A 23,144-nucleotide genomic window follows, 5' to 3' on the forward strand; every position below is an offset into this window, starting at 1 on the left:
TGGACCGTAATGTCTCCACCCACTGGAGACGCAATGCCGAGGAGCCCAGGTGAAGCGGTATTTGCTCAGCATCTACCAGCCCGACGGCGACCCGCCACCACCGGAAGTGCTGGAGCCGATCATGCGCGACCTGGCAGCGGTCAACGAGGAAATGCGCGCCGCCGGGGCGTGGGTTTTCGCGGCCGCTCTGAGTCCGCCGGACACCGCCACCGTGTTGCAGGCAAAGGACGGCGAGGCGCTGTCGACCGACGGGCCGTACGCCGAGGGCAAGGAACACATCGGTGGTTTCACCGTCCTGCAGGCCGAGGATCTGGATGCCGCGCTGGGATGGGCCGCCGGATCGCCGCCGTGCTGAATCCGCTGGCCATCGAGATGCGGCCGATGGAATAAGGCGGTGGAGGGTGGCGCCGGCGCGCCACCCTCACACGACTAACCGGTGTAGTGCTTGATGGTCTGGTGCGCGTTGTCCTTACCGTGCGCGAACAAAGCCCACGGCCGCGCCTGTGTCGTGGCCGCGGCGTACTGGAAGACCAGGTCGGTGCCGACGCCGGAGATGCCTGGCACCTCCTGCCACTGGCCGCCGGTCCAGCGTACGAGCGTCACGACCGGATAGCCGGAGTAGGACGTGGACTTGTTTGCCCAGACGGTGCCGGTGGCGGCGATCCGCGGCAGATAGCTCGTCCACTGCTGTTTGTCGTCGACGGCCGTCCAGGCATGGCCGTCCCAGTGCAGCGGGTTGCTCTTGATGCCACCGTTGCCGTCGTTGGTGACGGTCGGGCCAGCGGCCCACGCCTCGTTGCCGGTCAACGCGACGATCGACGACGCGGCGCCGTCGACCTGCGTCCAGGTGGCGCCGTTTCCGTGCAACAGTACGGATTTTCCGCTCTCGGTGAACTTCGCCCAGAGGTCGTCGGCGCCACTGCCGGCCAGCTCGACGCCGGGACTCGCGAAACCCGCCGCCGGTGCCGGCGTGACGATTTTCCACGACGAGCCGTCGAAATGCACCAGCCGCTGGCCGTCGTACGTCGGCTGGTTGCCCGGCGTCTGCGTGACACCCCAGACGTTGTTGGCGCCGACGGCCAGCAGGCGTACGACATTCCACTGGTTTGGCACCGGATGCGTCGTCCACTGCTGTCCGTCGAAGTGCGCGGTGCCGGCGGCCACGTCGCCGCTGCCGCCGATCCAGATGTCCGACGACGACGTGCCGGAGATGGCACGCGCGTCACCGACGTTCGGGACGGTGACCGACGACCACGACGCGCCGTCGAAATGCCGCAGCACCGTGCCTTCGGTCGGATACGGGTTGACCGTACCGACGACCCACGCGTCGCTCTCGCTGGCCGCGTAGATCCCGTAGTACGTCGCGTTCGGCGTGTCCAGCGTGTAGCTCGTCCAGGGGTCGGCCGCCGCGACCGGCCCGCTGACGCTCGCCACGGCGAGGACGGCGGCACCGGCCACCGCGGCCCCGGATCTGGCGAGCTTTCCGACAATTCCCACAAGCACCTCCTGAGAAATCGTTTCCCGGGAGTACGTTGGCATGGGTTTCTCAGAGTTTTATGAGCTTTGGACCAGATTGCCGGTCGGACCAGCGACTTTCGGGTTCCGCCGGGAAATCCTCGGCATCCGCCGCAGCGGCCGACCATCGTCTCGCTTGCGCAACGTCGCAAGATTTCGATCTACGACCGCCTCATCGCGCGGACGACGCGTCGGCGGCGGCACGCGCTTCCTCAGACATCCACCAGCCGACGAAAACCCACAGCGCCAGACCGGCGAGACCGTCGGTGATGATCGTGGAAAACCAGTACCACTCGACCGACGGCACGCCGGAGGTGAAATGACCGAGGCTGACCAGGCCGGTGAACGAATAGATCAGCAGGCAGGCACGTGCCGGCCAGGTGCGGCCGCGAAGGAAGTGGCGATAGCCGAGCAGTCCGACGACCGTCAGCACCGGCCAGGCCACCACGATCGCTATCTGGGTGGCGACCAGCGGCACCAGCGCCGGCTGCGGATAGCGGTCGACGCGCAGGAAGTTGTCGGTGTAGTGCAGCCCCGTCGAGACGATGTTGGCGATGAGGATCACCAGCAAAACCCGCTGTCCACGCATGGTGTCGCTCCTCGGGGGGACGAACTTCTACGACTCGTAGAATACGACTGGATCACCTTGCGCACAACCAACGCCGTCACCTACGCGCTGGCGCCGCAACCGGTCAGCGTCGAGGTCGACGGTGTTCGTGGCACCTGGCGCGGACTGCCTCGGACTCGGCCGCACGGTGTTGACGATCGACACGGTCTAAGGAGGCAGGCACGCCTCACAGACTGTCCGCACGTAGACGACGCGCGTGCTGCCGTTGTGGCCGTGGATCGCCTCGATGTCGGCGACCGAGTCCCACACCATGATCTGCCGGATGCCGGTCGTCGCGCCGGTCCACTGCGTGACCGCCTTGCCGTCCGGGAACACCACACCCCACGCGACGATGCCGACGCCGGAGACGCCGGACGGGTCCGCGGAGCGTACGAGCGCGAAAGCCTTCATGCCTCCACGATGCGGACCCGCACCGACAGTTTCGGCGAGCACAAACTGTCAGACCGGGCTGTCAGGATCGGCGGCATGGAGCTCATCCCGTACGCCAAGGAGGATCGCTGGCTCACCGCGGCGATCGACGGCGACGACGACATGATGAAGCATCTCGGCGGCGCGATCCGCGAGGACCAGATCGACGCGCTGTGCCGCAGGTTTGGCTTCCGGCTGGTCGAGGAGCGCGATCTGGACTTCCGCGGTCACCGGCTCCGCGTCAACGACTGGGTGCTAGTCGCCGGTTGAGCCGTCGGCCATCTCGCGCAGGATGTCGAGATGGCCGTTGTGCCGCGCGATCTCCTCGATCAGATGGAACAGGATCCACCGCAGGTTCATGATCCTGCCGTCGCGCAGCGGCAGCTGAGCCGGCGTGTCCAGGTCCACGTCGGCCAGCCGCTCGTCGAAGCGGCGGCTCTGCTCGTCGTACTCGTCGAGCAGCTGCGTGATCGGATAGTCGACGGCGATGCGGAACTCGCGATCCGGATCCTCGTCGGTCCACGGACCGCGGTCCGGCTCACCGAAGAACCGGTTCTCGATCCAGCTGTGCTCGACCCAGCGTACGTGGTTGACCAGACCGGACAGCGTCATCAGCGGCGAGCCGGGCAGCTGCACCAGCTTGGCGTTGTCGGCGGACACGTCCTCGCACTTCGCGCGCACGGTCGCGCGTACGTAGTTGAGCATCGTCAGCAGCACGTTGCGCTCGTCGAGCGCGCCTTCAGGCAGGTCAGTTCTTGTCATCGCGGGGAATGATCCTGCCGTACGACACGACTGTCGACCGATATTCGTCTGAAGCGATTCCGTAGGCGGGCAGGGACGAATCTCATATCGTTCAGGAGAGCGGAACACCGCCAACCCTCCCTACGATCCGGTTATGACGGCGTCCGAGAAACCCCTGACGCTCGCCGCGGACTTCCCGCCGGCCAGCAGGGACGACTGGCGCGCGCTGGTGGAGAAGGTGGTCGGCAAGGCCGGTCTGACGCCGGACGCGCTGGTCAGCCACACGTACGACGGCATCGAGCTGCGGCCGCTCTACACGATCGACGACTCCGTCGGCGACATCGGTCTGCCCGGCCTTTCGCCGTACGTGCGTGGCAGCCGCCCGCAGGGCGCCGTGCCGGACGGCTGGGACGTGCGGCAGCGGCACGCGCGGCCCGATCCGGCCGCGGTCCTCGCCGACCTGGAAAACGGCGTCACCTCGCTGTGGCTCGCCGGCATCGCGCCGGAGCACCTGCCGGCCGTGCTTTCCGAGGTATATCTCGATCTCGCGCCGGTCGTTTTGGACGCTGGCGAGCAGGCCGAGGCCTCGGCGGCCGCGATGTTCGAGCTGTATGAGGAAAAGTCGGTGCCGGCCAGTGCGGCGCGCGGCAACCTCGGCGCCGATCCGATCGGTCTGCGGGCGCGCACCGGCCGTGTGCAGGACCTGGATGTGGCCGTACGACTGGCAAAACGCTGTGTGGCCGACTTTCCGCAGCTGCGCGCGGTCGTCGTGGACGGCACTCCGTATCACGAGGCCGGCGCGTCCGAGGCGCAGGAACTCGGCGTCACGATCGCGACCGGTGTTGCGTATCTCCGCGCGCTGACCGACGCCGGTCTGAGCATCGACGATGCCTTGCGGCAGCTGGAATTCCGCTACGCGGCGACCGCGGATCAGTTCCTGACCATCGCAAAACTGCGCGCCGCTCGCCGGCTTTGGTCTCGTGTCGCGGATGTGAGCGGTGGCTCGTCCGGCGCTCAGCATCAGCACGCGGTGACCTCGGCGGCGATGATGACGCGGCGCGATCCGTGGGTCAACATGCTGCGTACGACGCTGGCCTGTTTCGGCGCCGGCATCGGTGGCGCCGAGGCGATCACGGTGTTGCCGTTCGACGCGGCGCTCGGCCTGCCCGACGCGTTCGCGCGCCGGATCGCGCGGAACACCCACGCGTTGCTGATGGCCGAGTCGCACGTGGCACGCGTGATCGACCCGTCCGGCGGTTCCTGGTATGTCGAACGGCTCACCGACGACCTGGCGCGAGCCGGCTGGACGTTCTTCCAGGAGCTGGAAAAGGCCGGTGGTCTGCCGGCCGCTCTGCGGCTCGCCGCCGAGAAAATCGCGGCGACACAGGAAAGACGGCGTGACGACATCGCGCACCGCCGGCAGCCGATCACCGGAGTGAGCGAGTTTCCGCACCTGGCCGAGAAACCGGTCGTACGGCCGGCCGCACCGACGACCGAAACCGGTGGCCTGCCACGGATCCGCTACGCCGAGGACTTCGAGCGGCTGCGCGACCGCAGTGATGCCGTGCTGGAGAAAACCGGTGAACGGCCGAAGGTTTTCCTGGCGACGCTGGACAAGGTGGCCGTACACACCGCGCGGTCGACCTTCGCGGCCAACCTGCTCCAGGCCGGCGGCATCGAGCCGGTCGCCGGACCGCCGGAGGATTTTGCCGGCAGCGGCGCGAAGATCGCCTGCGTCTGCTCGTCGGACGAGGTCTATGTCGAGCGGGCCGAAGAAACCGTCAAGGCCCTGCGCGCGGCGGGTGCCGAGCGGGTGCTGGTCGCCGGCCGCCGGTCGTACGGCGCCGACCAGCGGATTTTCGCCGACTGCAACGCGATCGAGGTCCTCACCAGCCTCATGGAGGTGCTGGCATGATCCCGGACTTCACCACCGTCGACCTCGGCGAGCCGATCACCGACGGCAACACCGAGCGGTGGCAGGCGGCCGTCCAGGCCGAGACCGGCAAGGGACCGGACGCGCTGGTCTGGGAGACGCCGGAAGGCATCGGCGTGCGACCCGTCTACACCGGCGACGACCTGGCCGGCCTGGATTTCCTGCGGACCTATCCGGGAATCGTGCCGTATCTGCGCGGGCCCTACCCGACGATGTACGTCAACCAGCCGTGGACGATCCGCCAGTATGCCGGATTTTCCACCGCACAGGAGTCCAACGCCTTCTATCGCCGCAATCTGGCCGCCGGCCAGAAAGGCCTGTCGATCGCCTTCGACCTGCCGACGCACCGCGGCTATGACTCCGACCATCCGCGGGTGGCCGGCGACGTCGGCATGGCCGGCGTGGCGATCGACTCGATCTATGACATGCGGCAGCTCTTCGACGGCATTCCACTCGACCGGATGAGCGTGTCGATGACCATGAACGGTGCCGTCCTGCCGGTCCTCGCTTTGTACGTCGTGGCCGCCGAGGAGCAGGGTGTGCCGCCGGAGAAACTGTCCGGGACCATCCAGAACGACATCCTCAAGGAGTTCATGGTCCGCAACACCTACATCTATCCGCCGCAGCACTCGATGCGGATCATCTCCGACATTTTCTCGTACACGTCGCAGAAAATGCCGCGGTTCAACTCGATCTCCATCTCCGGCTACCACATGCAGGAGGCCGGCGCGACCGCCGACCTGGAGCTCGCCTACACGCTGGCCGACGGCGTCGAATACATCCGCGCCGGCCTCGACGGCGGCCTGAGCATCGACGCGTTCGCGCCGCGGCTGTCGTTTTTCTGGGCCATCGGGATGAACTTCTTCATGGAGGTCGCGAAAATGCGCGCGGCCCGGCTGCTGTGGGCCAAGCTGGTCAGGCAGTTCGAGCCGCGGAGCGACAAGTCGCTGAGCCTGCGTACGCACTGCCAGACCTCCGGCTGGTCGCTGACCGCGCAGGACGTCTACAACAACGTCGTACGCACCTGCGTCGAGGCGATGGCCGCGACGCAGGGGCACACGCAGTCGTTGCACACCAACGCTCTGGACGAGGCACTGGCACTGCCGACCGACTTTTCCGCGCGTATCGCCCGAAACACACAGCTGCTGTTGCAGCAGGAGTCGGGCACGACCAGGGTCATCGACCCGTGGGGCGGCAGCGCGTACGTCGAACGGCTCACCTACGACCTCGCGCGCCGAGCCTGGGACCACATCACCGAGGTCGAGCAGGCCGGTGGCATGGCCGCCGCGATCGAGGCGGGGATCTCGAAACTGCGCATCGAGGAGGCGGCGGCGCGTACCCAGGCACGCATCGACTCCGGCCGCCAGCCGGTGATCGGCGTGAACAAATACCGCGTCGACAAGGACGAGGAGATCGAGGTCCTCAAGGTCGACAACACCTCGGTACGCCGTCAACAGGTGGAAAAACTGCGCCAGCTGCGCGAGGAGCGCGACGACCGGAGCGTACGGGCCGCGCTCGACCGGCTGACGAAAGCCGCCGAAACCAAGGAAAACCTGCTGTCGGCGGCGATCGACGCGGCGCGCGCGATGGCGACCGTCGGCGAGATCTCCGACGCGATGGAGAAGGTCTACGGACGGCATTCCGGTCAGATCCGGACGATCTCCGGCGTCTATCGCGACGAGGTTGGCAAGGTGGCGAACGTGGAGGCGGTACGCGAGAAGGTCGAGGCTTTCGAGGCGGAGGAAGGCCGCCGGCCGCGGATCCTGGTGGCGAAGATGGGGCAGGACGGCCACGACCGCGGCCAGAAGGTGATCGCCACCGCCTTCGCCGACCTCGGTTTCGACGTCGACGTCGGTCCGCTTTTCCAGACGCCGGCCGAGGTCGCCATGCAGGCGGCCGAGGCGGACGTGCACATCGTCGGCGTCAGCTCGCTTGCCGCCGGTCACCTCACTCTCGTGCCGGCTTTGCGCGAAGAGCTCGACAAACTCGAGCGCTCCGACATCCTGATCGTGGTCGGTGGCGTGATCCCGCCGCAGGACCATGAAAAGCTGCGCGAGGCCGGCGCCGCGGCGATTTTCCCGCCGGGGACGGTGATCGCCGACGCGGCCGGCAAGCTGCTCGACGACCTGGCCGACAGTCTCGGCCACCACTGAGTCATGGCGCGGGCCGTCGATGTCCAGGAGTACGCCGAAAAGGTGCGCGGCGGCTCGCGTACGCACCTGGCCAGGGCCATCACTTTGGTCGAGTCACGGCATCCCGAGCATCGCAGGCAGGCGCAGGAGCTGCTGGTCGAGCTGATGCCGGCGGCCGGCGGCGCTCACCGCGTCGGCATCAGCGGCGTGCCAGGTGTAGGAAAATCGACCTTCATCGACGCGCTCGGCACCCGGCTGACCGGCGACGGACACCGGGTCGCGGTGCTGGCCGTCGACCCGTCGTCGAGCCGGTCCGGCGGCAGCATCCTCGGCGACAAGACGCGGATGACCCGCCTTTCGGTGGATCCACACGCGTTCGTACGCCCGTCGCCGACCTCCGGCACGCTCGGCGGCGTCGCGACCGCGACCAGAGAGTCGATCGTGCTGGTCGAGGCGGCCGGCTATGACGTCGTACTCGTCGAGACCGTCGGCGTCGGGCAGTCGGAGATCACCGTCGCCGGCATGGTGGACTGTTTTCTCTACCTCACGCTGGCCAGGACCGGCGACCAGCTGCAGGGGATCAAGCGCGGCGTGCTGGAGATCGCCGACATCATCGCGGTCAACAAAGCCGATGGCGAGCACGAAAAGGAGGCAAGGAAGGCGGCGCGCGAGCTCGCCGTCGCGTTGCGGTTGCTGCAACAACCGGACGCCAGCTGGCAGCCGCCGGCGTTGACCTGCAGCGGTCTCACCGGCGCCGGCCTGCCGGAATTGTGGGCCGAGGTGGACAAACACCACAGGATCGGCGTCGAAACCGGAGAACTGGCGGAAAAACGCCGGCGCCAGCAGGTGGACTGGACCTGGGCGATCGTGCGTGACCGGATCGAGGACCGGCTGCGCCACCATCCGGACGTACGCCTTCTCGTGCCAGACCTGGAGAAACAGGTGCGCGCCGGCGACCTCACGCCAAGCCTGGCCGCGGCCGAGATTCTGAAAGCATTCGGAGCGTCGTAAGAGCCTGTTGGTAAACAATTTCGTTCAACAGTAGTGTTGCGCGGCAGCGGCCGATCTGTGGTAGGAACGTCGTTGCATACTTCATACTGCTTTCCGGCCGTACCGGAGGTGGGTAGTGACCAGCTTTCTCTCCCGCGAGCGGACGATCGCCGGGCCGGAGTTCAGCCGCTGGCTGATCCCGCCGGCCGCACTCGCTGTCCACCTGTGCATCGGCCAGGCGTACGCCACCAGTGTTTACAAGACCGCGCTGGTCAAACACCTCGGCGCCGACCAGACCTCGGTCGGCATCGTCTTCTCCATCGCGATCGTGATGCTCGGGCTGTCGGCCGCCGTCGCCGGCACCTGGGTCGACCGCAACGGCCCGCGTAAGGCGATGTTCACCGCCGCGTGCTTCTGGGCCGCCGGCTTCCTGGTCGGCGCGCTCGGCATCGCGACCAAACAGCTCTGGCTGATCTATCTCGGCTATGGCTTCATCGGCGGCATCGGCCTCGGGATCGGTTACATCTCGCCGGTTTCCACCCTGATCAAGTGGTTTCCGGACCGGCCGGGACTGGCCACCGGCCTTGCCATCATGGGATTCGGCGGCGGCGCGCTGATCGCCAGCCCGCTCTCGACGCAGCTGATGAGCCTGTACGACCCGGCGTACGTGCCGTCCGACCCGAAGTCGGTGGCCAGCGGATCGGCCGTGGCGCTGCTTTTCGTCACGCTCGGCATCGTCTATTTCATCGTGATGATGTATGGCGTTTTCACCGTCAAAGTGCCGGCCGACAACTGGAAGCCGGCCGGCTTCGACCCGGCGGCCGAGACCGCGAAACCGTTGGTGTCAAAGGCGGACGTGTCGGCGGCGAATGCGATCAGGACGCCACAGTTCTATTTCCTCTGGCTGGTGCTTTTCTGCAACGTCACCGCCGGCATCGGCATCCTGGAACAGGCCGCGCCGATGATCCAGGACTTTTTCCGTGGTGACAACGGCGTTTCCACCGTCGCGGCGGCCGCGGCGACCGGTTTCGTCGGCCTGCTCTCGATCGCCAACATGGGTGGCCGGATCCTCTGGTCGACCACCTCGGACCTGATCGGCCGCAAGCCGATGTACATGATCTATCTCGGCGTCGGCATCGTCCTCTATCTCGTGCTCGCCTTCGCCGGCCACCTGCACACCGCGCTGTTCGTCCTCATCACCGCGCTGATCCTGTCGTTCTACGGTGGCGGTTTCTCGACGGTGCCGGCGTATCTGCGTGACCTGTTCGGCACCTACCAGGTCGGCGCGATCCACGGCCGGCTGCTCACCGCGTGGTCGGCCGCCGGCATCGCCGGCCCGCTGATCGTGAACGGTTTCCTTGACGCACAAGGAAAGCCCGGCACACTGACGGCCAGCGCGTATCAGCCGGCGCTGTTCACCATGATCGCCATCCTGCTGGTTGGCTTCGTCGCCAACCTGCTGATCCGCCCGGTCGCCGAGCGCTTCCACGAGCCGAAGAGCGCCACCACCGAAGGGGCCACGGCATGAACATGAAGGTCCGCGTCGCGATCGGCTGGGTCCTGGTGAGCATCCTGCTCGCGTACGGCGTCTACCAGACGCTCACCAAGGCGTTCCTGCTCTTCACCGCATAGGCGGTTTTGTCATACGCTGCGCGGCGTCGTACACCAGACTCCCGGCAGCGAGGCCCAAGCGTAAGCGAGTAATGATGTTTGTGCCCGCCACGCTTCTCGACGACGCGGCGTACGCCTGACAGACCGGCGAGAACGTCGTCCGCCGTGCGTGACGGTCGCCAAGTATGGTTTTCCGCCCAGCCGATGAGTTATCGTCGAGTCACGGAGGGTCGTCATCGTAGATCGGGTTGTATGGGCAGTACGAGACTATGGAAGGACGTTGATAGGCCACTCATCGGCGATAAGAGGCTCAATGAATGTCCAACGGCTGATCACAGACGGCCAGTTGGAGGTGATCGTTCCAGCCGACAAATATCGAGAGAGTCTTCCGTCCAGTTCATTGCCTGCGTACGACGCTCTACTCATCATCTGACCGGTTGTTGGCCGGTTGGGATGGCCAACCGGCGCGCGGATTCGGTGGAACGGCCGATGTCGTCGCCTTAGCGCGAACGAATGGCACGCCAGTCACGGTCGTCTGACCTAAAGGCGTTTCGCGCGGTAGCTAGTCTTCGGTCTCGACATGCCGATATTGCCCGGAGAGCAGGACCTTCCGGCGCACATGGAAGGGTTCGCAGTGGATGCCGGACCGGCGGAGCCGAGATGCCGAGATGCCGAGAACAGGATGGCCGAAGCGCGCGACTCCCTGAATGAGGCTCGATCGCATTTCCGAGTGCGGCCGCCGGATTGGCGAACGAACAGCGTTGCGTGGACAGTATGGATGCCCCAGCAACTACAGAAAGCCCTCCCGGCACGCATGGCCAAGCGCTGCATGGCCGCCGGAATCGTCATCGCTGCTGATGGAAGGCCTTTCCCAGTGGCGCCGGATCAGTCCGGAGCGGAAGCTGTCCTGACGGCGTTGCGAACAGGCCAGTACGGCGAGACACCACTCCGGGCATGGCTCCGGGAGCAATGGCTAGACGCAGAAGCGCACAGCGACAACGCGGCTGAAGCCGGCGACGATGCCGCCGGAGTCGGATACGCGCGACGCGCACGCGCCTTTGCGGCCAGCTACCACGCAGTCGCGGCCGACACTGAAGCTGCGGCCCTCGACAGCGTGTACGAAGCCCGGAACATGGCCCGGCCACGAGACCAAGTCGACGCCATCGTTAGCGGCATACTCGACAGTGGTCCACGATAGCCGCCGTCACACTTGCTCGGCACTCGGTAGCGTTTTCCCTGGTCGCAGGAACTCATGGTGACGAAACTGGGAACCAAGTCTGGTGACCGGTTTGCGTGCGGCGGAGCCGCTCGGCGTGGCGGCGCGACGTGGGCAGTTTCGCCGTGCCGGCAGGGCGGCCTCGGTCGGAGGGATGTAACAGCGGCTCGACTGTCGCCCCTCGGAAACGGCGACCGGCCTCGGGACCAAAGCTCCCTAGCGAGGGCGCTTGACCAGGATGCGGCCGGTGGCCGTACGGATGGCGACGAGGCGATAGCGAGCCGGTGCGACCGGCGCCACCGGCTCGCGGCGCGGCCACTCGCGGTGCCGCTCGTGGCGGCCGAGCACGGTGAACAGGGTCCGGGATGGCGCGGCGACCGGCATCAGACGGCCTCCAGCAGCCGGACCGGCATCGGAAACTGGTACGCCGACACGTCCGACCGCTCACACGGCCACGCCGACCCGCAGTCCGCACACAGGCCGTCGAGCTGGACGTGCGTACCGGTCTCGGCCTCGACCGACGGCGCGGTGACGATCATCATCCAGCCACCTGGTTGTTGCGGACAGCGATGCAGAAACCTCCGCGCGTTCATTTCCCCATCCCCCCTCGACGCGGCCGCCACTCACCCGAACGGCCACTAAGGGTTCAGTCTTATGGACAAGGCGTGATCGGCCGCGCCCAAGCCGCGCATATCGGTCATACTTCCTTCGCATAGTCGATGGGCCGGCCGATGGCCGCGGCCGGCCAGCTGCGACTATGCGTATCTGGTTTCAACGTTGGAGGAGCCGGTGACCCGCAGATTCGTCCGCCTGCTGGCGATTGGCACAGCCGCGCTGGCCATCGCCGCGTGCACCAAGACCACTGCCGGAGCGACGCTCGGCAACGGGGTGAAGCTGGTCAAAGCCGGCACCCTGACGGCGTGTACGCACCTGCCGGCGCCGCCGTTCGAGTCCAAGGACGCGAGCGGCAAGTTCGTCGGGTTCGACATCGACCTGGTCGGCCTGTTCGCCAAGAAGCTGAACGTGCAGCCGACGTTCATCGACACGCCGTTCGAGGGCATCCGGACCGGCGCCGACCTGCGCACCGGTAAGTGCGACCTGGCCGCGACCGGCATCACCATCACGCCGGAGCGCAAGGCGGTGCTGGACTTCTCGGTGCCCTACTTCGACGACGCGCAGGGCCTGATGGTCAAGGCGACCACGCCGTACCACCAGCTGACCGACCTGCGCGGCAAGAAGGTCGGCGCGCAGAGCGGCACGACCGGTCTCGACTATGCCAAGGCGCACGAGAAGGCCGACGGCTACAGCACCGTCGAATACCAGGACGTGGCGGCCATGCAGCAGGCGCTCGCGACCGGCCAGATCGACGGAGCCGTCCACGACCTCTCGGTCTGGACCGACTTCGTCAAGCACAACACCGGCTACCGGATCGCGTCGACGTTCACCACCGGCCAGCAGTACGGCATCGCGCTGGCGCGTGGCGCCAACCCGAAACTCCTTAGCGTTGTCAACGATGTCATCACCACGGCCAAGGCCGATGGCACTTATGCGGCGATTTACAAGAAATGGATCGGTACGGCCCCACCGGCGTAATCACACCGTCACACCGCAAAATATGCAGGTTAACAGCGCGGAAACCGAATCTCTGCGACGATGGTCGCCGGACGGCGGTGCTCGGCCGCCGCGGAAAGTTGGGAGGTGGCGTCGGTGCGGACGCTTCGACGCGTCGGCGGACTGATCGGTGTCCTCGCACTCGCGGTTGGTGCGAGTGCCTGCGTGAAAAGCGAGGCACCGGCCACGTCGTCCGACGGTCTGTCCCTGGTGAAGGCCGGGACCCTGACGGTCTGTACGCACCTGCCGTTCGCGCCGTTCCAGGAGCGCAACACGGCGGGCAAGATCGAGGGCTTCGACGTCGACCTGATGGATCTGGTCGCCAAGAAGCTCAACCTGACCCAGGAGATCATCGACACCCCGTTCGAGGGGATCAAGTCCGGCCAGGACCTCAAGACCCGCAAGTGTGACGTGGCCGCGGCCGGCATGACGATCACCAAGGTGCGGCAGAAGGTCATGGACTTCTCCGTGCCGTACTTCGACAACACCCAGTCGCTGTTGGTGAAGGCGGGCTCGCCGTACAAGACCTTGGCCGACTTCAAGGGAAAGAAGATCGGTGGCGAGACGGCCACGACCGGCCTGCAGTACGCGCGTGACAACGCCGCCAAGTATGGCTACGAGGTGGTCGAATACCAGGACACCACATCCATGCAGCAGGCCATCGCCACCGGCCAGGCGCAGGGCGGCATGGAGGACCTGCCGATCTGGACCGTACTGGTGGAGAAGGAAAAGGGCTTCAGCATCGCCGCGAAGTTTCCCACCAACGAGCAGTACGGTTACGCCGTCGGCAAGGGGATGAACCCGAAGCTCCTGTCGACCATCAACGACGTCATCAGCACCAGCCTGAAAGACGGCTCGTACGCCAAGCTCTACACCAAGTGGATGCACCTGACGCCGCCGAACCCGCTGGTCACCCAGGGCCAGACGCCGCCGGAGGGCAGCGCCTAGCGGTTTTCCCGTCCCGGCCGGAGCTTTCCGGCCGGGACGTTTTCTTTTGTCGTTCCTTTTGTGTTCTGCCGAGAAACAGGAGACCGGATGGCCTCGTTCACGCTGACGCGTACCCAGCGCCGGCGGACCTCGCTGGGGATCCAGTACGCGATCTTCGTCGTCATCGTGCTGGCGCTGCTGTTCAGCGCGAACTGGAAGCAGTTGGCGGACAGCTTCTTCCGGCTGGACATCGCCGCCAGGCTGTTCCCACAGATCATCACCGTCGCGTTGGTCAACACCGCGCTTTTCACCGTGCTGGCGTTCGTTTTCGGCCTGACACTGGGGTTGCTGATCGCGCTGATGCGGCTGTCGCCGGTCGCGCCGTACCGGTGGGTCGGCACCGTCTACGTGGAGATCTTCCGCGGCCTGCCGGCGTTGCTGTGGCTTTTCATGGTGGCGTACGCGATTCCGACCGCCTTCCCCGGCTATCAGATCGCCGGCGGCGTCTACGGCAACGTCGCGATCGGTCTCGGCATGCCGGCCGCGGCGTACATGTCGGAGACCATCCGCGCCGGCATCCAGGCGGTGCCGAAAGGACAGACAGAAGCCGCACGGTCGCTGGGCATGTCCGGCCCGCGCGCGATGTTTTCCATCGTGTTGCCGCAGGCCTTCCGGATCGTGATCCCGCCGCTGACCAACGAGATCATCCTGCTGGTCAAGGACTCCTCGCTGGCGTACGTGCTCGGCGTGACGGCAAGCAGCATCGAACTGACGAAATTCGGCTCCGACCAGACCAACGCCAACGTCAACCCCACGCCGTTGGTGATCGCCGGTCTGTGTTACCTGATCATCTGCCTGCCGCTGTCACAGCTCGTCCAGCGCCTCGAGCGCCGCTATCAGAAGGCACGGTGAGAAAATGGCCGAACTGACCAAGAAAACCGAGCCGACTGCGACGACCGACGCCGATGTCGCGATCGAGATCCGTGAGCTGCACAAGTATTTCGGCCAGTTGGAGGTGCTCAAGGGCATCGACTTCTCGGTACGCCGCGGCGAGGTCGTCTGTGTGATCGGACCGTCCGGCTCAGGAAAGTCGACGCTGCTGCGCTGCGTCAACATGCTGGAGCAGCCAACCAGCGGCAAGATTTTCGTCAATGGCGCGGAAGTGACCGACCCCAACGCCGACATCGACCGGCTGCGCCGCTCGATCGGCATGGTTTTTCAGCAGTTCAACCTGTTTCCGCATCTGTCGGTGCTGAACAACCTGACGATCGCGCAGCGCCGCGTTCTCAGGCGCAACCGCGCCGAGGCGGAGCGGATCGCGATGGAAAACCTGACCGTCGTCGGCCTTGCCGACAAGGTGCACGCGTATCCGGCGCAGCTTTCCGGCGGCCAGCAACAGCGCGCGGCGATCGCTCGCTCGCTGTCGATGGGGCCGGCGCTGATGCTTTTCGACGAGCCGACCTCGGCGCTTGACCCCGAGCTGGTCGGCGATGTGCTTGCGGTCATGCGAAAACTCGCCACCGACGGCATGACGATGATGGTCGTCACGCACGAGATGTCCTTCGCTCGCGATGTGGCCGACCGGGTGGTATTCATGGACGGCGGTGTGGTGGTCGAGCAGGGACCGCCCGCCGACGTACTCGGCAACCCGCAGCACGAGCGCACCAAGACCTTCCTGGCCCGCGTACTCAACCCCACCAAGGTCGACACCCCGACCTGACCACCGCGAGGGTGACGCTTTGGCGGTCACTTGCCGCGTGGCGACCGTCAAACGTCACCCTCACGTCGGTCAGACCTCGACGATGTCCTTGCCGAGCGGCACCAGCGAGACCGGGATCAGCTTGAAGTTGGCGATCCCGAGCGGGATGCCGATCACCGTGACGCACAGGGCGATGCCGGTCATGATGTGGCCGATGGCGAGCCACCAGCCGGCGACGACGATCCAGATGACGTTGCCGAGCACGGACATGATGCCCGCGCTCGGCTTGTCGACGATCTTGTGTCCGAACGGCCACAACGCATAGCCGGCGATCCGGAACGAGGCGATGCCAAACGGGATCGTCACGATCAGGACGCAGCAGATCACGCCGGCGATGCAATAGCCGATGGCCATCCAGATGCCGCACAGCAGCAGCCAGATGACGTTCAGGATGGTACGCACGACACCCATCCTGACGCGCCGTCAGCCGGTCCGCATCGGGGAAGTCACCGATTTCGGTGTCAGCCCTTGACGCAGATGACCTGCTTGATCCTGGCCACCACCTCGACGAGGTCGCGCTGCGCCGAGATGACCTCCTCGATGTCCTTGTACGCACCGGGAATCTCGTCGACCACGCCGCGGTCCTTCCGGCACTCCACCCCGGCGGTCTGCTCGGCCAGATCGTCGGTGGTGAAGGCCCTCCGCGCCGCGTTGCGACTCATCCGCCGGCCGGCGCCGTGCGACGCCGACTCGTAGGAGTCGAGGCTGCCGAGGCCGCGCACGATGTAGCTGCCGGTCCCCATCGACCCGGGAATGATGCCGAGATCGCCGGCGCCGGCCCGGATCGCCCCCTTCCGGGTGACGAGCATCTCCACGTCGTCGATCCGCTCCCGCGCCACATAGTTGTGGTGACAGGAAATCGGCTCGTCGAAGGCGACCCGCGGCAGCGCGCCCGCCACCGCGATCTGGAACAGGGCCATCATGACGTCCCGGTTGCGCCGGGCATAGTCCTGAGCCCAGAACAGATCGTTGCGGTAGGCGTCCATTTCCGCTGAGCCGGCAAGGAAAACCGCGAGGTCGCGGTCTGGCAGGTCGGCATTGTGCGGCAGCTTGCGGGCCACCGACATGTGCCGCTCGGCCAGTTCCTTGCCGATGTTGCGCGAACCCGAGTGCAACATCAGCCAGACCCGGCCGGCGTCCGCGCCGTCCTGCTCCACGCACAGCTCCAGGAAATGGTTGCCACCGCCCAAAGATCCAAGCTGCGACTGCGCGCGCGTGCGAAGTTTCTCGACGCCACCGCGCAAACCGTCGAACCGCTTCCAGAAATCGGTCCAGCCACGGGAACGTACGAGCAGCTTGCCGTGCTTGTCGCGCAGCCTGTTCGGATCGACCGGATTCTTGTGCGCGTTGAACCCGACCGGGATGTTCTTCTCGATGGCCGTCCGCAGTTTTCGCAGATCGTCAGGCAAATCCTCGGCGGTCAACGACGTGCGTACGGCCGTCATGCCACAACCGATGTCGACCCCGACCGCTGCCGGCGCCACGGCGTCGGCCATCGCGATGACACTGCCGACCGTCGCTCCCTTGCCGAGATGCACATCTGGCATCACGCGTACGCCGTGAGTCCACGGCAGCGACGCGATGTTGCGCAGCTGGTCCAAAGCCTGCGATTCGACGGTGGCCGGATCAGCCCACATCCACACCGGCGCCTTCGTGCCGCCGAGCACGTGATAGGACATTTTTCGCTCCAATGTTGGGTGTCCCCCGAGCAGGACTCGAACCTGCGCACACGGCTTATGAAACCGCGGCTCTGGCCGCTGAGCTATCGGAGGATAAGGACGAGTTTTCTAGCGAGCCGGCCGGCGGCGCCACTGACCGGCCGGCAGCGAGGTGCGCCGGAATCCGCGCAGCCTCAGCCGCTCTGGACAGCAACCGAGCAGAACGCGCCGCTGACGCGTCAGTTTTCGCACCGGCACAGCGTCCACCTCCCGATCAGTGTCTCGTCCTTACGAAGTCGCCGCCCACCATACGCGGTCACAGCAACCCACACGCAAGCCATTTCCGCGTCGACAGACCCGCCTCGAGATGTCCACGATAACGATGTGTAGCCCGTCTGCTGAGCTCCGTCAGCTTCATTACCTGAAAGCTCTTGTCGAGCATTGCCCCCTCGTGCGGATTGTCGATGGTCGCTTCCAGGAGAAGCAGATGGTGTGTCGGAACTGTCGAGCGTGCTGGACGAGTTACGAAGAAAAGGGGACGAACGTCAGCATCGCGGTTGCGTTGGTCGAGGACGCGGCGCTCGATCGATACGACACAGCCGTCATCGTTTCGGCAGACAGTGACCTGTGTTGTCCGGCGGTCCGTTCGGTCAACCGCGTGGATCCCGCCAAGCGCGTGATAGCGGCCTTTCCGCCGAAGCGGTTTTCGAGCGAGTTGAAGGTAAACGCCGACGGCGTTGGCCACGTTGGCCACGACAAGGTCCGCGAATGTCAGCTTCCGAAGCGCATCGTACGGCGCGACGGGACGGTTTTGGAGCGGCAAAAAATGCTACGCGGTGAGTTCGGCGGCGACCAGCTCGGCGATGTGAGCCGTGTTGAGCGCGGCCCCCTTGCGCAGATTGTCGCCACAGACAAACAGATCCAGCGTGTTCGGAAAGTCGAGCGCCTGGCGTACCCGGCCGACGAACGTCGGATCGGCGCCGACGGCGTCGGCCGGCGTGGGAAACTGCAGCGAAGCCGGCTCGTCGATGACAACCACGTTCGGCGCCGCGGACAGCACCTCGCGCGCCTCGGAAACCGTGACAGGCGAAGCAAAAGTCGCGTGTACGGCCAACGAGTGGGTCGTCACCACCGGCACGCGTACGCAGGTGGCGGACACCTTCAGGTCGGAAATGCCGAGGATTTTCCGCGACTCGTTGCGGACCTTGATCTCCTCGGAGGCCCAGCCGTCGTCCTTCAGCGACCCTGCCCACGGCACCACGTTCAACGCCAGCGGTGCGGGGAAAGGCGACGGCGCGTCGCCGAGTTTGTCGGCCAGCGCGGCGCGTACGTCCCCGGCGCGTACGCCGAGATCGCGCCGGCCGCCGACCACGGCGAGCTCGTCGTAGAGCCGGTCGACGCCGGCCTGGCCAGCGCCGGAGGCGGCCTGGTAGGACGCGACGACCAACTCGGTCAGTGTGAAGCGCGCGTGCAGCGCACCCATCGCGTCCATCATCGTCAGGGTCGTGCAGTTGGGGTTGGCGATGATGCCCCGCGGACGTACGCGCGCGGCGGCGGCGTTGACCTCCGGGACGACCAGCGGCACGTCGGGATCCATCCGGAAGGCGCCGGAGTTGTCGACCGCGACGGCACCGGCGGCGGCCGCGACCGGCGCCCACTGCGCCGAAATCTCGTCCGGCACGTCGAACATCGCGACGTCGACGCCGTTGAACGCCTCGGCGGTCAGCTCCTGCACGACGACTTCCTCGCCGCGTACGGTCAGCCGCTTGCCGGCCGACCTTTTCGAGGCCAGCAGCCGGATCTCGCCCCAGATGTCGGCGCGCTCGGACAGGATCGACAGCATCACGGTGCCGACCGCTCCGGTGGCGCCGACGACGGCCAGGGTTGGTTTGCGCTCGCTCATCGGCCGGTCCCTGCGTAGACGGTGGCTTCCTCGTCGCCGGACAGCTCGAAGGCCTCGTGCACGGCGTGTACGGCGGCGTCCAGGTCCTCGGAGCGTACGACCACCGAGATACGGATCTCCGAGGTCGAGATGATCTCGATGTTGATGCCGGCGGCGGCCAGCGCGCTGAAGAACCTGGCCGACACACCTGGCTGCGACCGCATGCCGGCACCGACCAGTGACACCTTGCCGACGTTTTCGTCGTAGATCAGATGTGTGAAGCCGAGCTCGTCCTGCAGCGTCTCCAGCGCCGCGGTGGCGGCCGGCGCGTCCGCCTTCGGCAGCGTGAAGGACACGTCCGTGCGGAAGGTGTCGGCGGACGAGACGTTCTGCACGATCATGTCGAGGTTGATCTCGGCGTCGGCGACGACCTCGAAGATCCGCGCGGCGACACCGGGCCGGTCCGGCACGCCGACGACGGTGATCTTGCCTTCGCTGCGGTCGTGGGCGACGCCGACGATGACTGCCTTTTCCATGCTCAGGTCCTCAATCGAGCCGGTCACCATGGTGCCCGGTTTGTCGGAGTACGACGAGCGCACGTGGACGGGGATCTGGTTGCGGCGCGCGTACTCCACCGACGGCAGGTGCAGCACCTTGGCACCGCACGCGGCCAGCTCCAGCATCTCCTCGTACGTGACCTCGGGCAGATGACGCGCGTTCTGCACGATCCTCGGGTCGGCGGAGTAGACACCGTCGACGTCCGTGTAGATCTCGCAAACGTCGGCGTTCAGCGCGGCCGCGAGCGCGACCGCGGTGGTGTCGGAGCCGCCGCGACCGAGCGTGGTGATGTCCTTGGTGTCCTGCGCGACGCCCTGGAAGCCAGCCACGATGGCGATCGCACCGGAGGACAACGCGGAGGTGATCCGCCCCGGCGTGATGTCGATGATCCGCGCCTTGCCGTGCTTGGAGGTGGTCAGTACGCCGGCCTGCGACCCGGTGAACGAGCGCGCCTTGGATCCGAGCGAGTGGATGGCCATCGCCAGCAACGCCATGGAGATCCGCTCGCCGGCGGTGAGCAGCATGTCCAGCTCACGTCCTGGCGGGTTGGGCGCCACCTGGTTGGCCAGATCGCGCAGCTCGTCGGTGGTGTCCCCCATCGCGGAGACGACCACGACGACGTCGTCGCCGTTCTTCTTCGTAGCGACGATGCGCTCGGCGACTCGCTTGATCCGTTCCGCGCTCGAGACCGAGGAGCCGCCGTATTTCTGCACGACGAGTCCCACGGGTGGTCCTCTCGGTTTCGGCGGTTATCGACGGGGCAAGGTTACCGTTGAGCGGGGGCCGGTCCACAATTCAGATAACCGCCGGTGTGATCAGGCTCGCGAAGTTTTGTGGCGTACGGGGGCCGGCGCGTGAAGCCTTATCCCGCCGTGATCAAGGCCACGGCCAGCCCGGCCAGCAGCAGGCCGGCACCCTGCTGCCGGCTGATCCGCTCGGACAGGACAAATCGCGCCAACGCGATCGTCGCGGCCGGATAGAGCGAGGTCAGCACGGCGACGACGGTCAGCATGCCGACGTGGGTCGCCAGGAAGTACGTCATCACCGCGACCGCGCCGAGCACTCCGACCGCGGCAGGACCGGCGAGCGTACGCACGGTCAGCACGTCACCGGGTGGCGGCGCGCCGGTCGCGGCGACGATCCGCCGCCTAGCGACCAGATAGAACAGCAACGCCGGCGGCACCGACAACACCTGCTCGGCCGCCGTCGGCCACAAACCGGAGCCGCTGCCGGCCTGCTGCAACGCGATGAAGAGCAGGCCGAAGCCGACGCCGGCCATCAGGCCATCGAGTACGCCGGACGGCCGGTCAGGCTGCTCGTCCTTCGCGGCCGACACCAGCCAGACCGCCGGCAGCGCCAGCACCAGGCCGATGCCGGCGACCGGGCCCGGCCGGTCGCCGATCGCCAGGCCGACCAACGCCGGCAGCACCGCCGCGACCACGCCGGACAGCGGTGCGACGACGCTGATCCGAGCGCGCGCCAGACCGCGATAGAGCGCCAGGCTGCCGAGCGCGCCGCCGAGTCCGCCGAGCCCTCCCCAGAGGATCGCGCCGATCGTCGGAGATCCGCCGACGATGAGCGAGACGATGACGGTGATAAGAGCGGCACTGACTTGGCCGAAGACGCCGACCAGCGCGTAGTGCATGCGTCGCGACGCGACCCCGGCGACGAAGTCGGAGCTGCCGTACGCGATGGCGGCCAACACCGCCAGGATCACCGCGACCATAGCCCCATCCTCACCCAACACGGACGTACGGTTAACCGGGATCTTGGCCGGCTGCTGACACACTGGGACAGATGCGTACGACGTTGTGTGCACTGGCCGGCGTGGCCGCGGTCGCCACTCTGGCCGGCTGCTCGGGGTCCGCACCGCCGGCGCCGGACACGTCCGCGAGCTCCGCTCCGCCGCCGCTGCCGGCGCGCCAGCTGCTCGCCGCCAGGGCCGCGCAGGCCACCGCGCTGACCTTCACCGCCACGTACGCGTTGACCGACGGCAAGGCGCAACCGGCGGCCGACACCTCGGCCAGTCCGTCGCCGAGCGGAGCGCCGCCGCAGGCCGCGCAGAGCGTCACGATCGCGCGTACGCAGGACGGCTACAAGCTCGACATCGTCAGTCCGACGCAGGTGATCTCGCTGGTGCACACCGGCGCCGGCACGTACAAGTGCGCGCTGAGTGGCGCCACGCCGGGCTGCACACAGGTCGCCGCGGCCGGTCAGTCACCGCCGGCCGACGACGACTTCACGCTGCTCAAGGTCTTCACCAGCTGGCCGCAGCAGCTGGCCAGCCCGGCCACCGCGATCTCGGTCAGCCAGGCCGGCAACTCGGTCGCGGCGACCGGCGCCTGCTTCGACGTCGACGTCGTGAGCGCGTCGATCGCCGCTCCGGTCGATCCGGGTACGTACTGCTATGACACCAACGGCGTGCTCACCGGCCTGCGTACGGCCAGCGGCACGCTCAAGCTCGTGTCGTCCGGCCAGGCGCCGGCGGCGATCGCGCTGCCGGCCCCGCTGGTCGCCAACGGGTGACTGGTTTCACATAAGCTGGTCACCACAAACTGGATGAAAGGAACGCCGCCATGCCGGAGTCCGCGGGTGCCAGCAAGGCCACCGCACCGTCGACCCCCACGTTGAAACCCGGCGGTGCCATCGAGAGCCTGACCGGCCCGGAGGGCCGCACGATCATCGCCGACGGCGTCGTCCAGAAGATCGCCGGCATCGCGACCAGGGAGATCTCCGGCGTCTACGACCTCGGCGGCTCGATGGGGCGCGCGCTCGGCGCACTCCGTGAGCGCATCCCGGTCGGCGGTGGCGGGCCGAGCCTGACCGCCGGCGTGTCCGTCGAGGTCGGCGAGCGGCAGGCGGCGGTCGACCTGAACATCGTCGCCGAGTACGGCGTGTCGATCGCGGACCTGGCGGCGGCGATCCGGCGCAACGTCATCGACTCGGTGGAGCGGATGACCGGCCTGGAGGTGACCGAGGTGAACATCGCGGTCAACGACATCCACATCCCCGGCGACGAGCCGGACGCCGAGGAGCCGGCCAGGGTCGTCTGATGGCGACGACAGTGTCAGCCACGGAGACGCACAGCGCGCTGGCGTCCGCCGTCGCGGAGGCCGTGCTGGCCTGTCCCGGCGTCGCCGGACTGCGCGGTGGCCGGTTCGGAGACATCGCGACCTACCTGCCGGGCCGGCGGATCGACGGCGTACGGCTGCGGCCGGACGGTGTCACCATCGGCCTCGCCGTCCACTTTGGACAGTCGGTTTTCGCCGTGTCGGCGGCGGTCCGTCTGGTCGTACGCGATGTCATCGGCGACGTGCCGGTGGACGTGGCGGTCGACGACGTGGTGGCGGCATGACCGCCGAGGCGCGGCGGCGGCGCGCTTTTCGTGAGTTCGTCAAGGAAAATCATCCGGACCGGGGCGGCGACCCGGCGATTTTCGCGGCCGGCGTCGAGGCTTTCCGTGCCGGACCGGCGGTGACCACGGCGTATCGCGACCGCTGGTATCTCGGCATCGCCGGCTGGGTCAACCGGCGGATCCAACGACGTTTCCACCCGCGCGTCCGGTGAGAGGAATG

The 23,144-nt window shown here is 66.9% G+C and carries 27 protein-coding genes, 1 tRNA gene and 1 pseudogene; 15 read left to right on the forward strand and 14 right to left on the reverse strand.

Annotated elements, in window-relative coordinates:
• The first annotated feature begins 49 nt into the window (after window positions 1-49).
• Window positions 50-390 (forward strand): annotated as a pseudogene (locus GNX95_RS36245) (YciI family protein).
• A 39-nt stretch (window positions 391-429) separates the two neighbouring features.
• Here GNX95_RS36245 and GNX95_RS36250 read toward each other — a convergent pair.
• From GNX95_RS36250 to GNX95_RS36260, 3 genes are all read right to left on the reverse strand, one after another.
• Window positions 430-1,497, reverse strand: a complete 1,068-nt coding sequence (locus GNX95_RS36250) for a hypothetical protein (RefSeq protein WP_163512320.1) — start codon at window positions 1,495-1,497, stop codon at window positions 430-432.
• A 190-nt stretch (window positions 1,498-1,687) separates the two neighbouring features.
• Window positions 1,688-2,104, reverse strand: a complete 417-nt coding sequence (locus tag GNX95_RS36255; protein WP_222854217.1) for a hypothetical protein — start codon at window positions 2,102-2,104, stop codon at window positions 1,688-1,690.
• A gap of 186 nt (window positions 2,105-2,290) precedes the next feature.
• Window positions 2,291-2,533, reverse strand: coding sequence for a hypothetical protein (locus tag GNX95_RS36260; RefSeq protein WP_163512321.1), 243 nt, complete (start codon window positions 2,531-2,533; stop codon window positions 2,291-2,293).
• 75 nt (window positions 2,534-2,608) lie between these two features.
• Here GNX95_RS36260 and GNX95_RS36265 point away from each other — a divergent pair, with 75 nt between their 5' ends.
• On the forward strand, window positions 2,609-2,821 hold the full coding sequence (locus GNX95_RS36265; RefSeq protein WP_163512322.1) for a hypothetical protein: 213 nt from the start codon (window positions 2,609-2,611) through the stop codon (window positions 2,819-2,821).
• Here the strand turns inward: GNX95_RS36265 and GNX95_RS36270 are convergent.
• A complete protein-coding gene (locus GNX95_RS36270; RefSeq protein ID WP_163512323.1) occupies window positions 2,807-3,313 on the reverse strand; it encodes a DinB family protein in 507 nt (168 codons plus the stop codon). The two genes, GNX95_RS36265 and GNX95_RS36270, sit on opposite strands and share 15 nt — an antisense overlap.
• Window positions 3,314-3,446: 133 nt before the next feature.
• Here GNX95_RS36270 and GNX95_RS36275 point away from each other — a divergent pair, with 133 nt between their 5' ends.
• The 5 genes from GNX95_RS36275 to GNX95_RS44565 all read left to right on the forward strand — a co-directional run bounded on the left by GNX95_RS36275 (window position 3,447) and on the right by GNX95_RS44565 (window position 9,979).
• Entirely contained in the window at window positions 3,447-5,207 is a 1,761-nt protein-coding gene (locus GNX95_RS36275; protein WP_163512324.1) for a methylmalonyl-CoA mutase family protein, read from the forward strand.
• On the forward strand, window positions 5,204-7,378 hold the full coding sequence (gene scpA, locus GNX95_RS36280; protein ID WP_163512325.1) for a methylmalonyl-CoA mutase: 2,175 nt from the start codon (window positions 5,204-5,206) through the stop codon (window positions 7,376-7,378). Before GNX95_RS36275 ends, scpA begins: the two co-directional genes overlap by 4 nt.
• Before the next feature lie 3 nt (window positions 7,379-7,381).
• A complete protein-coding gene (gene meaB / locus GNX95_RS36285; RefSeq protein WP_163512326.1) occupies window positions 7,382-8,368 on the forward strand; it encodes a methylmalonyl Co-A mutase-associated GTPase MeaB in 987 nt (328 codons plus the stop codon).
• Between the two features lie 115 nt (window positions 8,369-8,483).
• Window positions 8,484-9,875: an OFA family MFS transporter gene (locus GNX95_RS36290; RefSeq protein WP_163512327.1), complete on the forward strand. Its 1,392-nt coding sequence runs from the start codon at window positions 8,484-8,486 to the stop codon at window positions 9,873-9,875.
• Window positions 9,872-9,979: an MFS transporter small subunit gene (locus GNX95_RS44565; RefSeq protein WP_425483939.1), complete on the forward strand. Its 108-nt coding sequence runs from the start codon at window positions 9,872-9,874 to the stop codon at window positions 9,977-9,979. Before GNX95_RS36290 ends, GNX95_RS44565 begins: the two co-directional genes overlap by 4 nt.
• 1,411 nt (window positions 9,980-11,390) lie before the next feature.
• Here the strand turns inward: GNX95_RS44565 and GNX95_RS36295 are convergent.
• Window positions 11,391-11,558, reverse strand: coding sequence for a hypothetical protein (locus GNX95_RS36295; RefSeq protein ID WP_163512328.1), 168 nt, complete (start codon window positions 11,556-11,558; stop codon window positions 11,391-11,393).
• Window positions 11,558-11,767, reverse strand: coding sequence for a hypothetical protein (locus GNX95_RS36300; protein WP_163512329.1), 210 nt, complete (start codon window positions 11,765-11,767; stop codon window positions 11,558-11,560). Before GNX95_RS36300 ends, GNX95_RS36295 begins: the two co-directional genes overlap by 1 nt.
• 196 nt (window positions 11,768-11,963) lie before the next feature.
• On the opposite strand from GNX95_RS36300, the gene GNX95_RS36305 reads away from it, so the two are divergent.
• The 4 genes from GNX95_RS36305 (at window position 11,964) to GNX95_RS36320 (ending at window position 15,432) form a co-directional block, all read left to right on the forward strand.
• Window positions 11,964-12,767 (forward strand): ABC transporter substrate-binding protein, encoded by an 804-nt coding sequence (locus GNX95_RS36305; RefSeq protein WP_163512330.1) that lies wholly within the window; start codon window positions 11,964-11,966, stop codon window positions 12,765-12,767.
• Window positions 12,768-12,881: 114 nt separating this feature from the next.
• Complete coding sequence (locus GNX95_RS36310) at window positions 12,882-13,733, forward strand: ABC transporter substrate-binding protein (RefSeq protein ID WP_222854218.1); 852 nt, start codon at window positions 12,882-12,884, stop codon at window positions 13,731-13,733.
• Between the two features lie 87 nt (window positions 13,734-13,820).
• Window positions 13,821-14,624 carry an amino acid ABC transporter permease gene (locus tag GNX95_RS36315; RefSeq protein WP_163512332.1) on the forward strand — a complete coding sequence of 268 codons (804 nt, stop codon included), beginning with the start codon at window positions 13,821-13,823 and terminating at the stop codon, window positions 14,622-14,624.
• A gap of 4 nt (window positions 14,625-14,628) precedes the next feature.
• Window positions 14,629-15,432 carry an amino acid ABC transporter ATP-binding protein gene (locus GNX95_RS36320; RefSeq protein ID WP_163512333.1) on the forward strand — a complete coding sequence of 268 codons (804 nt, stop codon included), beginning with the start codon at window positions 14,629-14,631 and terminating at the stop codon, window positions 15,430-15,432.
• 69 nt (window positions 15,433-15,501) lie between these two features.
• Here GNX95_RS36320 and GNX95_RS36325 read toward each other — a convergent pair whose 3' ends face one another.
• From GNX95_RS36325 to GNX95_RS36355, 8 genes are all read right to left on the reverse strand, one after another.
• Window positions 15,502-15,873, reverse strand: coding sequence for a YccF domain-containing protein (locus tag GNX95_RS36325; protein WP_163512334.1), 372 nt, complete (start codon window positions 15,871-15,873; stop codon window positions 15,502-15,504).
• 59 nt (window positions 15,874-15,932) lie between these two features.
• Window positions 15,933-17,150: an RtcB family protein gene (locus tag GNX95_RS36330; RefSeq protein ID WP_163512335.1), complete on the reverse strand. Its 1,218-nt coding sequence runs from the start codon at window positions 17,148-17,150 to the stop codon at window positions 15,933-15,935.
• Between the two features lie 21 nt (window positions 17,151-17,171).
• A tRNA-Met gene (locus tag GNX95_RS36335) sits at window positions 17,172-17,243 on the reverse strand.
• 15 nt (window positions 17,244-17,258) lie between these two features.
• The gene (locus GNX95_RS43945) at window positions 17,259-17,381 is read right to left on the reverse strand and encodes a hypothetical protein (protein ID WP_281356997.1); all 123 of its coding nucleotides are present in this window, start codon (window positions 17,379-17,381) and stop codon (window positions 17,259-17,261) included.
• A gap of 64 nt (window positions 17,382-17,445) precedes the next feature.
• A complete protein-coding gene (locus GNX95_RS43625; RefSeq protein ID WP_246281900.1) occupies window positions 17,446-17,883 on the reverse strand; it encodes a hypothetical protein in 438 nt (145 codons plus the stop codon).
• A 75-nt stretch (window positions 17,884-17,958) separates the two neighbouring features.
• Entirely contained in the window at window positions 17,959-19,032 is a 1,074-nt protein-coding gene (locus GNX95_RS36345) for an aspartate-semialdehyde dehydrogenase (protein WP_163512336.1), read from the reverse strand.
• Window positions 19,029-20,294, reverse strand: a complete 1,266-nt coding sequence (locus GNX95_RS36350; protein WP_163512337.1) for an aspartate kinase — start codon at window positions 20,292-20,294, stop codon at window positions 19,029-19,031. Before GNX95_RS36350 ends, GNX95_RS36345 begins: the two co-directional genes overlap by 4 nt.
• Before the next feature lie 137 nt (window positions 20,295-20,431).
• Window positions 20,432-21,295: an EamA family transporter gene (locus tag GNX95_RS36355; protein ID WP_163512338.1), complete on the reverse strand. Its 864-nt coding sequence runs from the start codon at window positions 21,293-21,295 to the stop codon at window positions 20,432-20,434.
• A gap of 71 nt (window positions 21,296-21,366) precedes the next feature.
• On the opposite strand from GNX95_RS36355, the gene GNX95_RS36360 reads away from it, so the two are divergent.
• The 4 genes from GNX95_RS36360 to GNX95_RS36375 are packed head-to-tail and all read left to right on the forward strand — an operon-like array spanning window position 21,367 to window position 23,136.
• Window positions 21,367-22,095 (forward strand): hypothetical protein, encoded by a 729-nt coding sequence (locus GNX95_RS36360; RefSeq protein ID WP_163512339.1) that lies wholly within the window; start codon window positions 21,367-21,369, stop codon window positions 22,093-22,095.
• Between the two features lie 50 nt (window positions 22,096-22,145).
• On the forward strand, window positions 22,146-22,622 hold the full coding sequence (locus tag GNX95_RS36365; RefSeq protein WP_163512340.1) for an Asp23/Gls24 family envelope stress response protein: 477 nt from the start codon (window positions 22,146-22,148) through the stop codon (window positions 22,620-22,622).
• Entirely contained in the window at window positions 22,622-22,924 is a 303-nt protein-coding gene (locus GNX95_RS36370; protein WP_163512341.1) for an Asp23/Gls24 family envelope stress response protein, read from the forward strand. Before GNX95_RS36365 ends, GNX95_RS36370 begins: the two co-directional genes overlap by 1 nt.
• Window positions 22,921-23,136: a hypothetical protein gene (locus GNX95_RS36375; protein WP_163512342.1), complete on the forward strand. Its 216-nt coding sequence runs from the start codon at window positions 22,921-22,923 to the stop codon at window positions 23,134-23,136. Before GNX95_RS36370 ends, GNX95_RS36375 begins: the two co-directional genes overlap by 4 nt.
• Window positions 23,137-23,144: the final 8 nt, after the last annotated feature.

The organism is Fodinicola acaciae, from assembly GCF_010993745.1.
Taxonomy (GTDB): Bacteria; Actinomycetota; Actinomycetes; order Mycobacteriales; family HKI-0501; genus Fodinicola; species Fodinicola acaciae.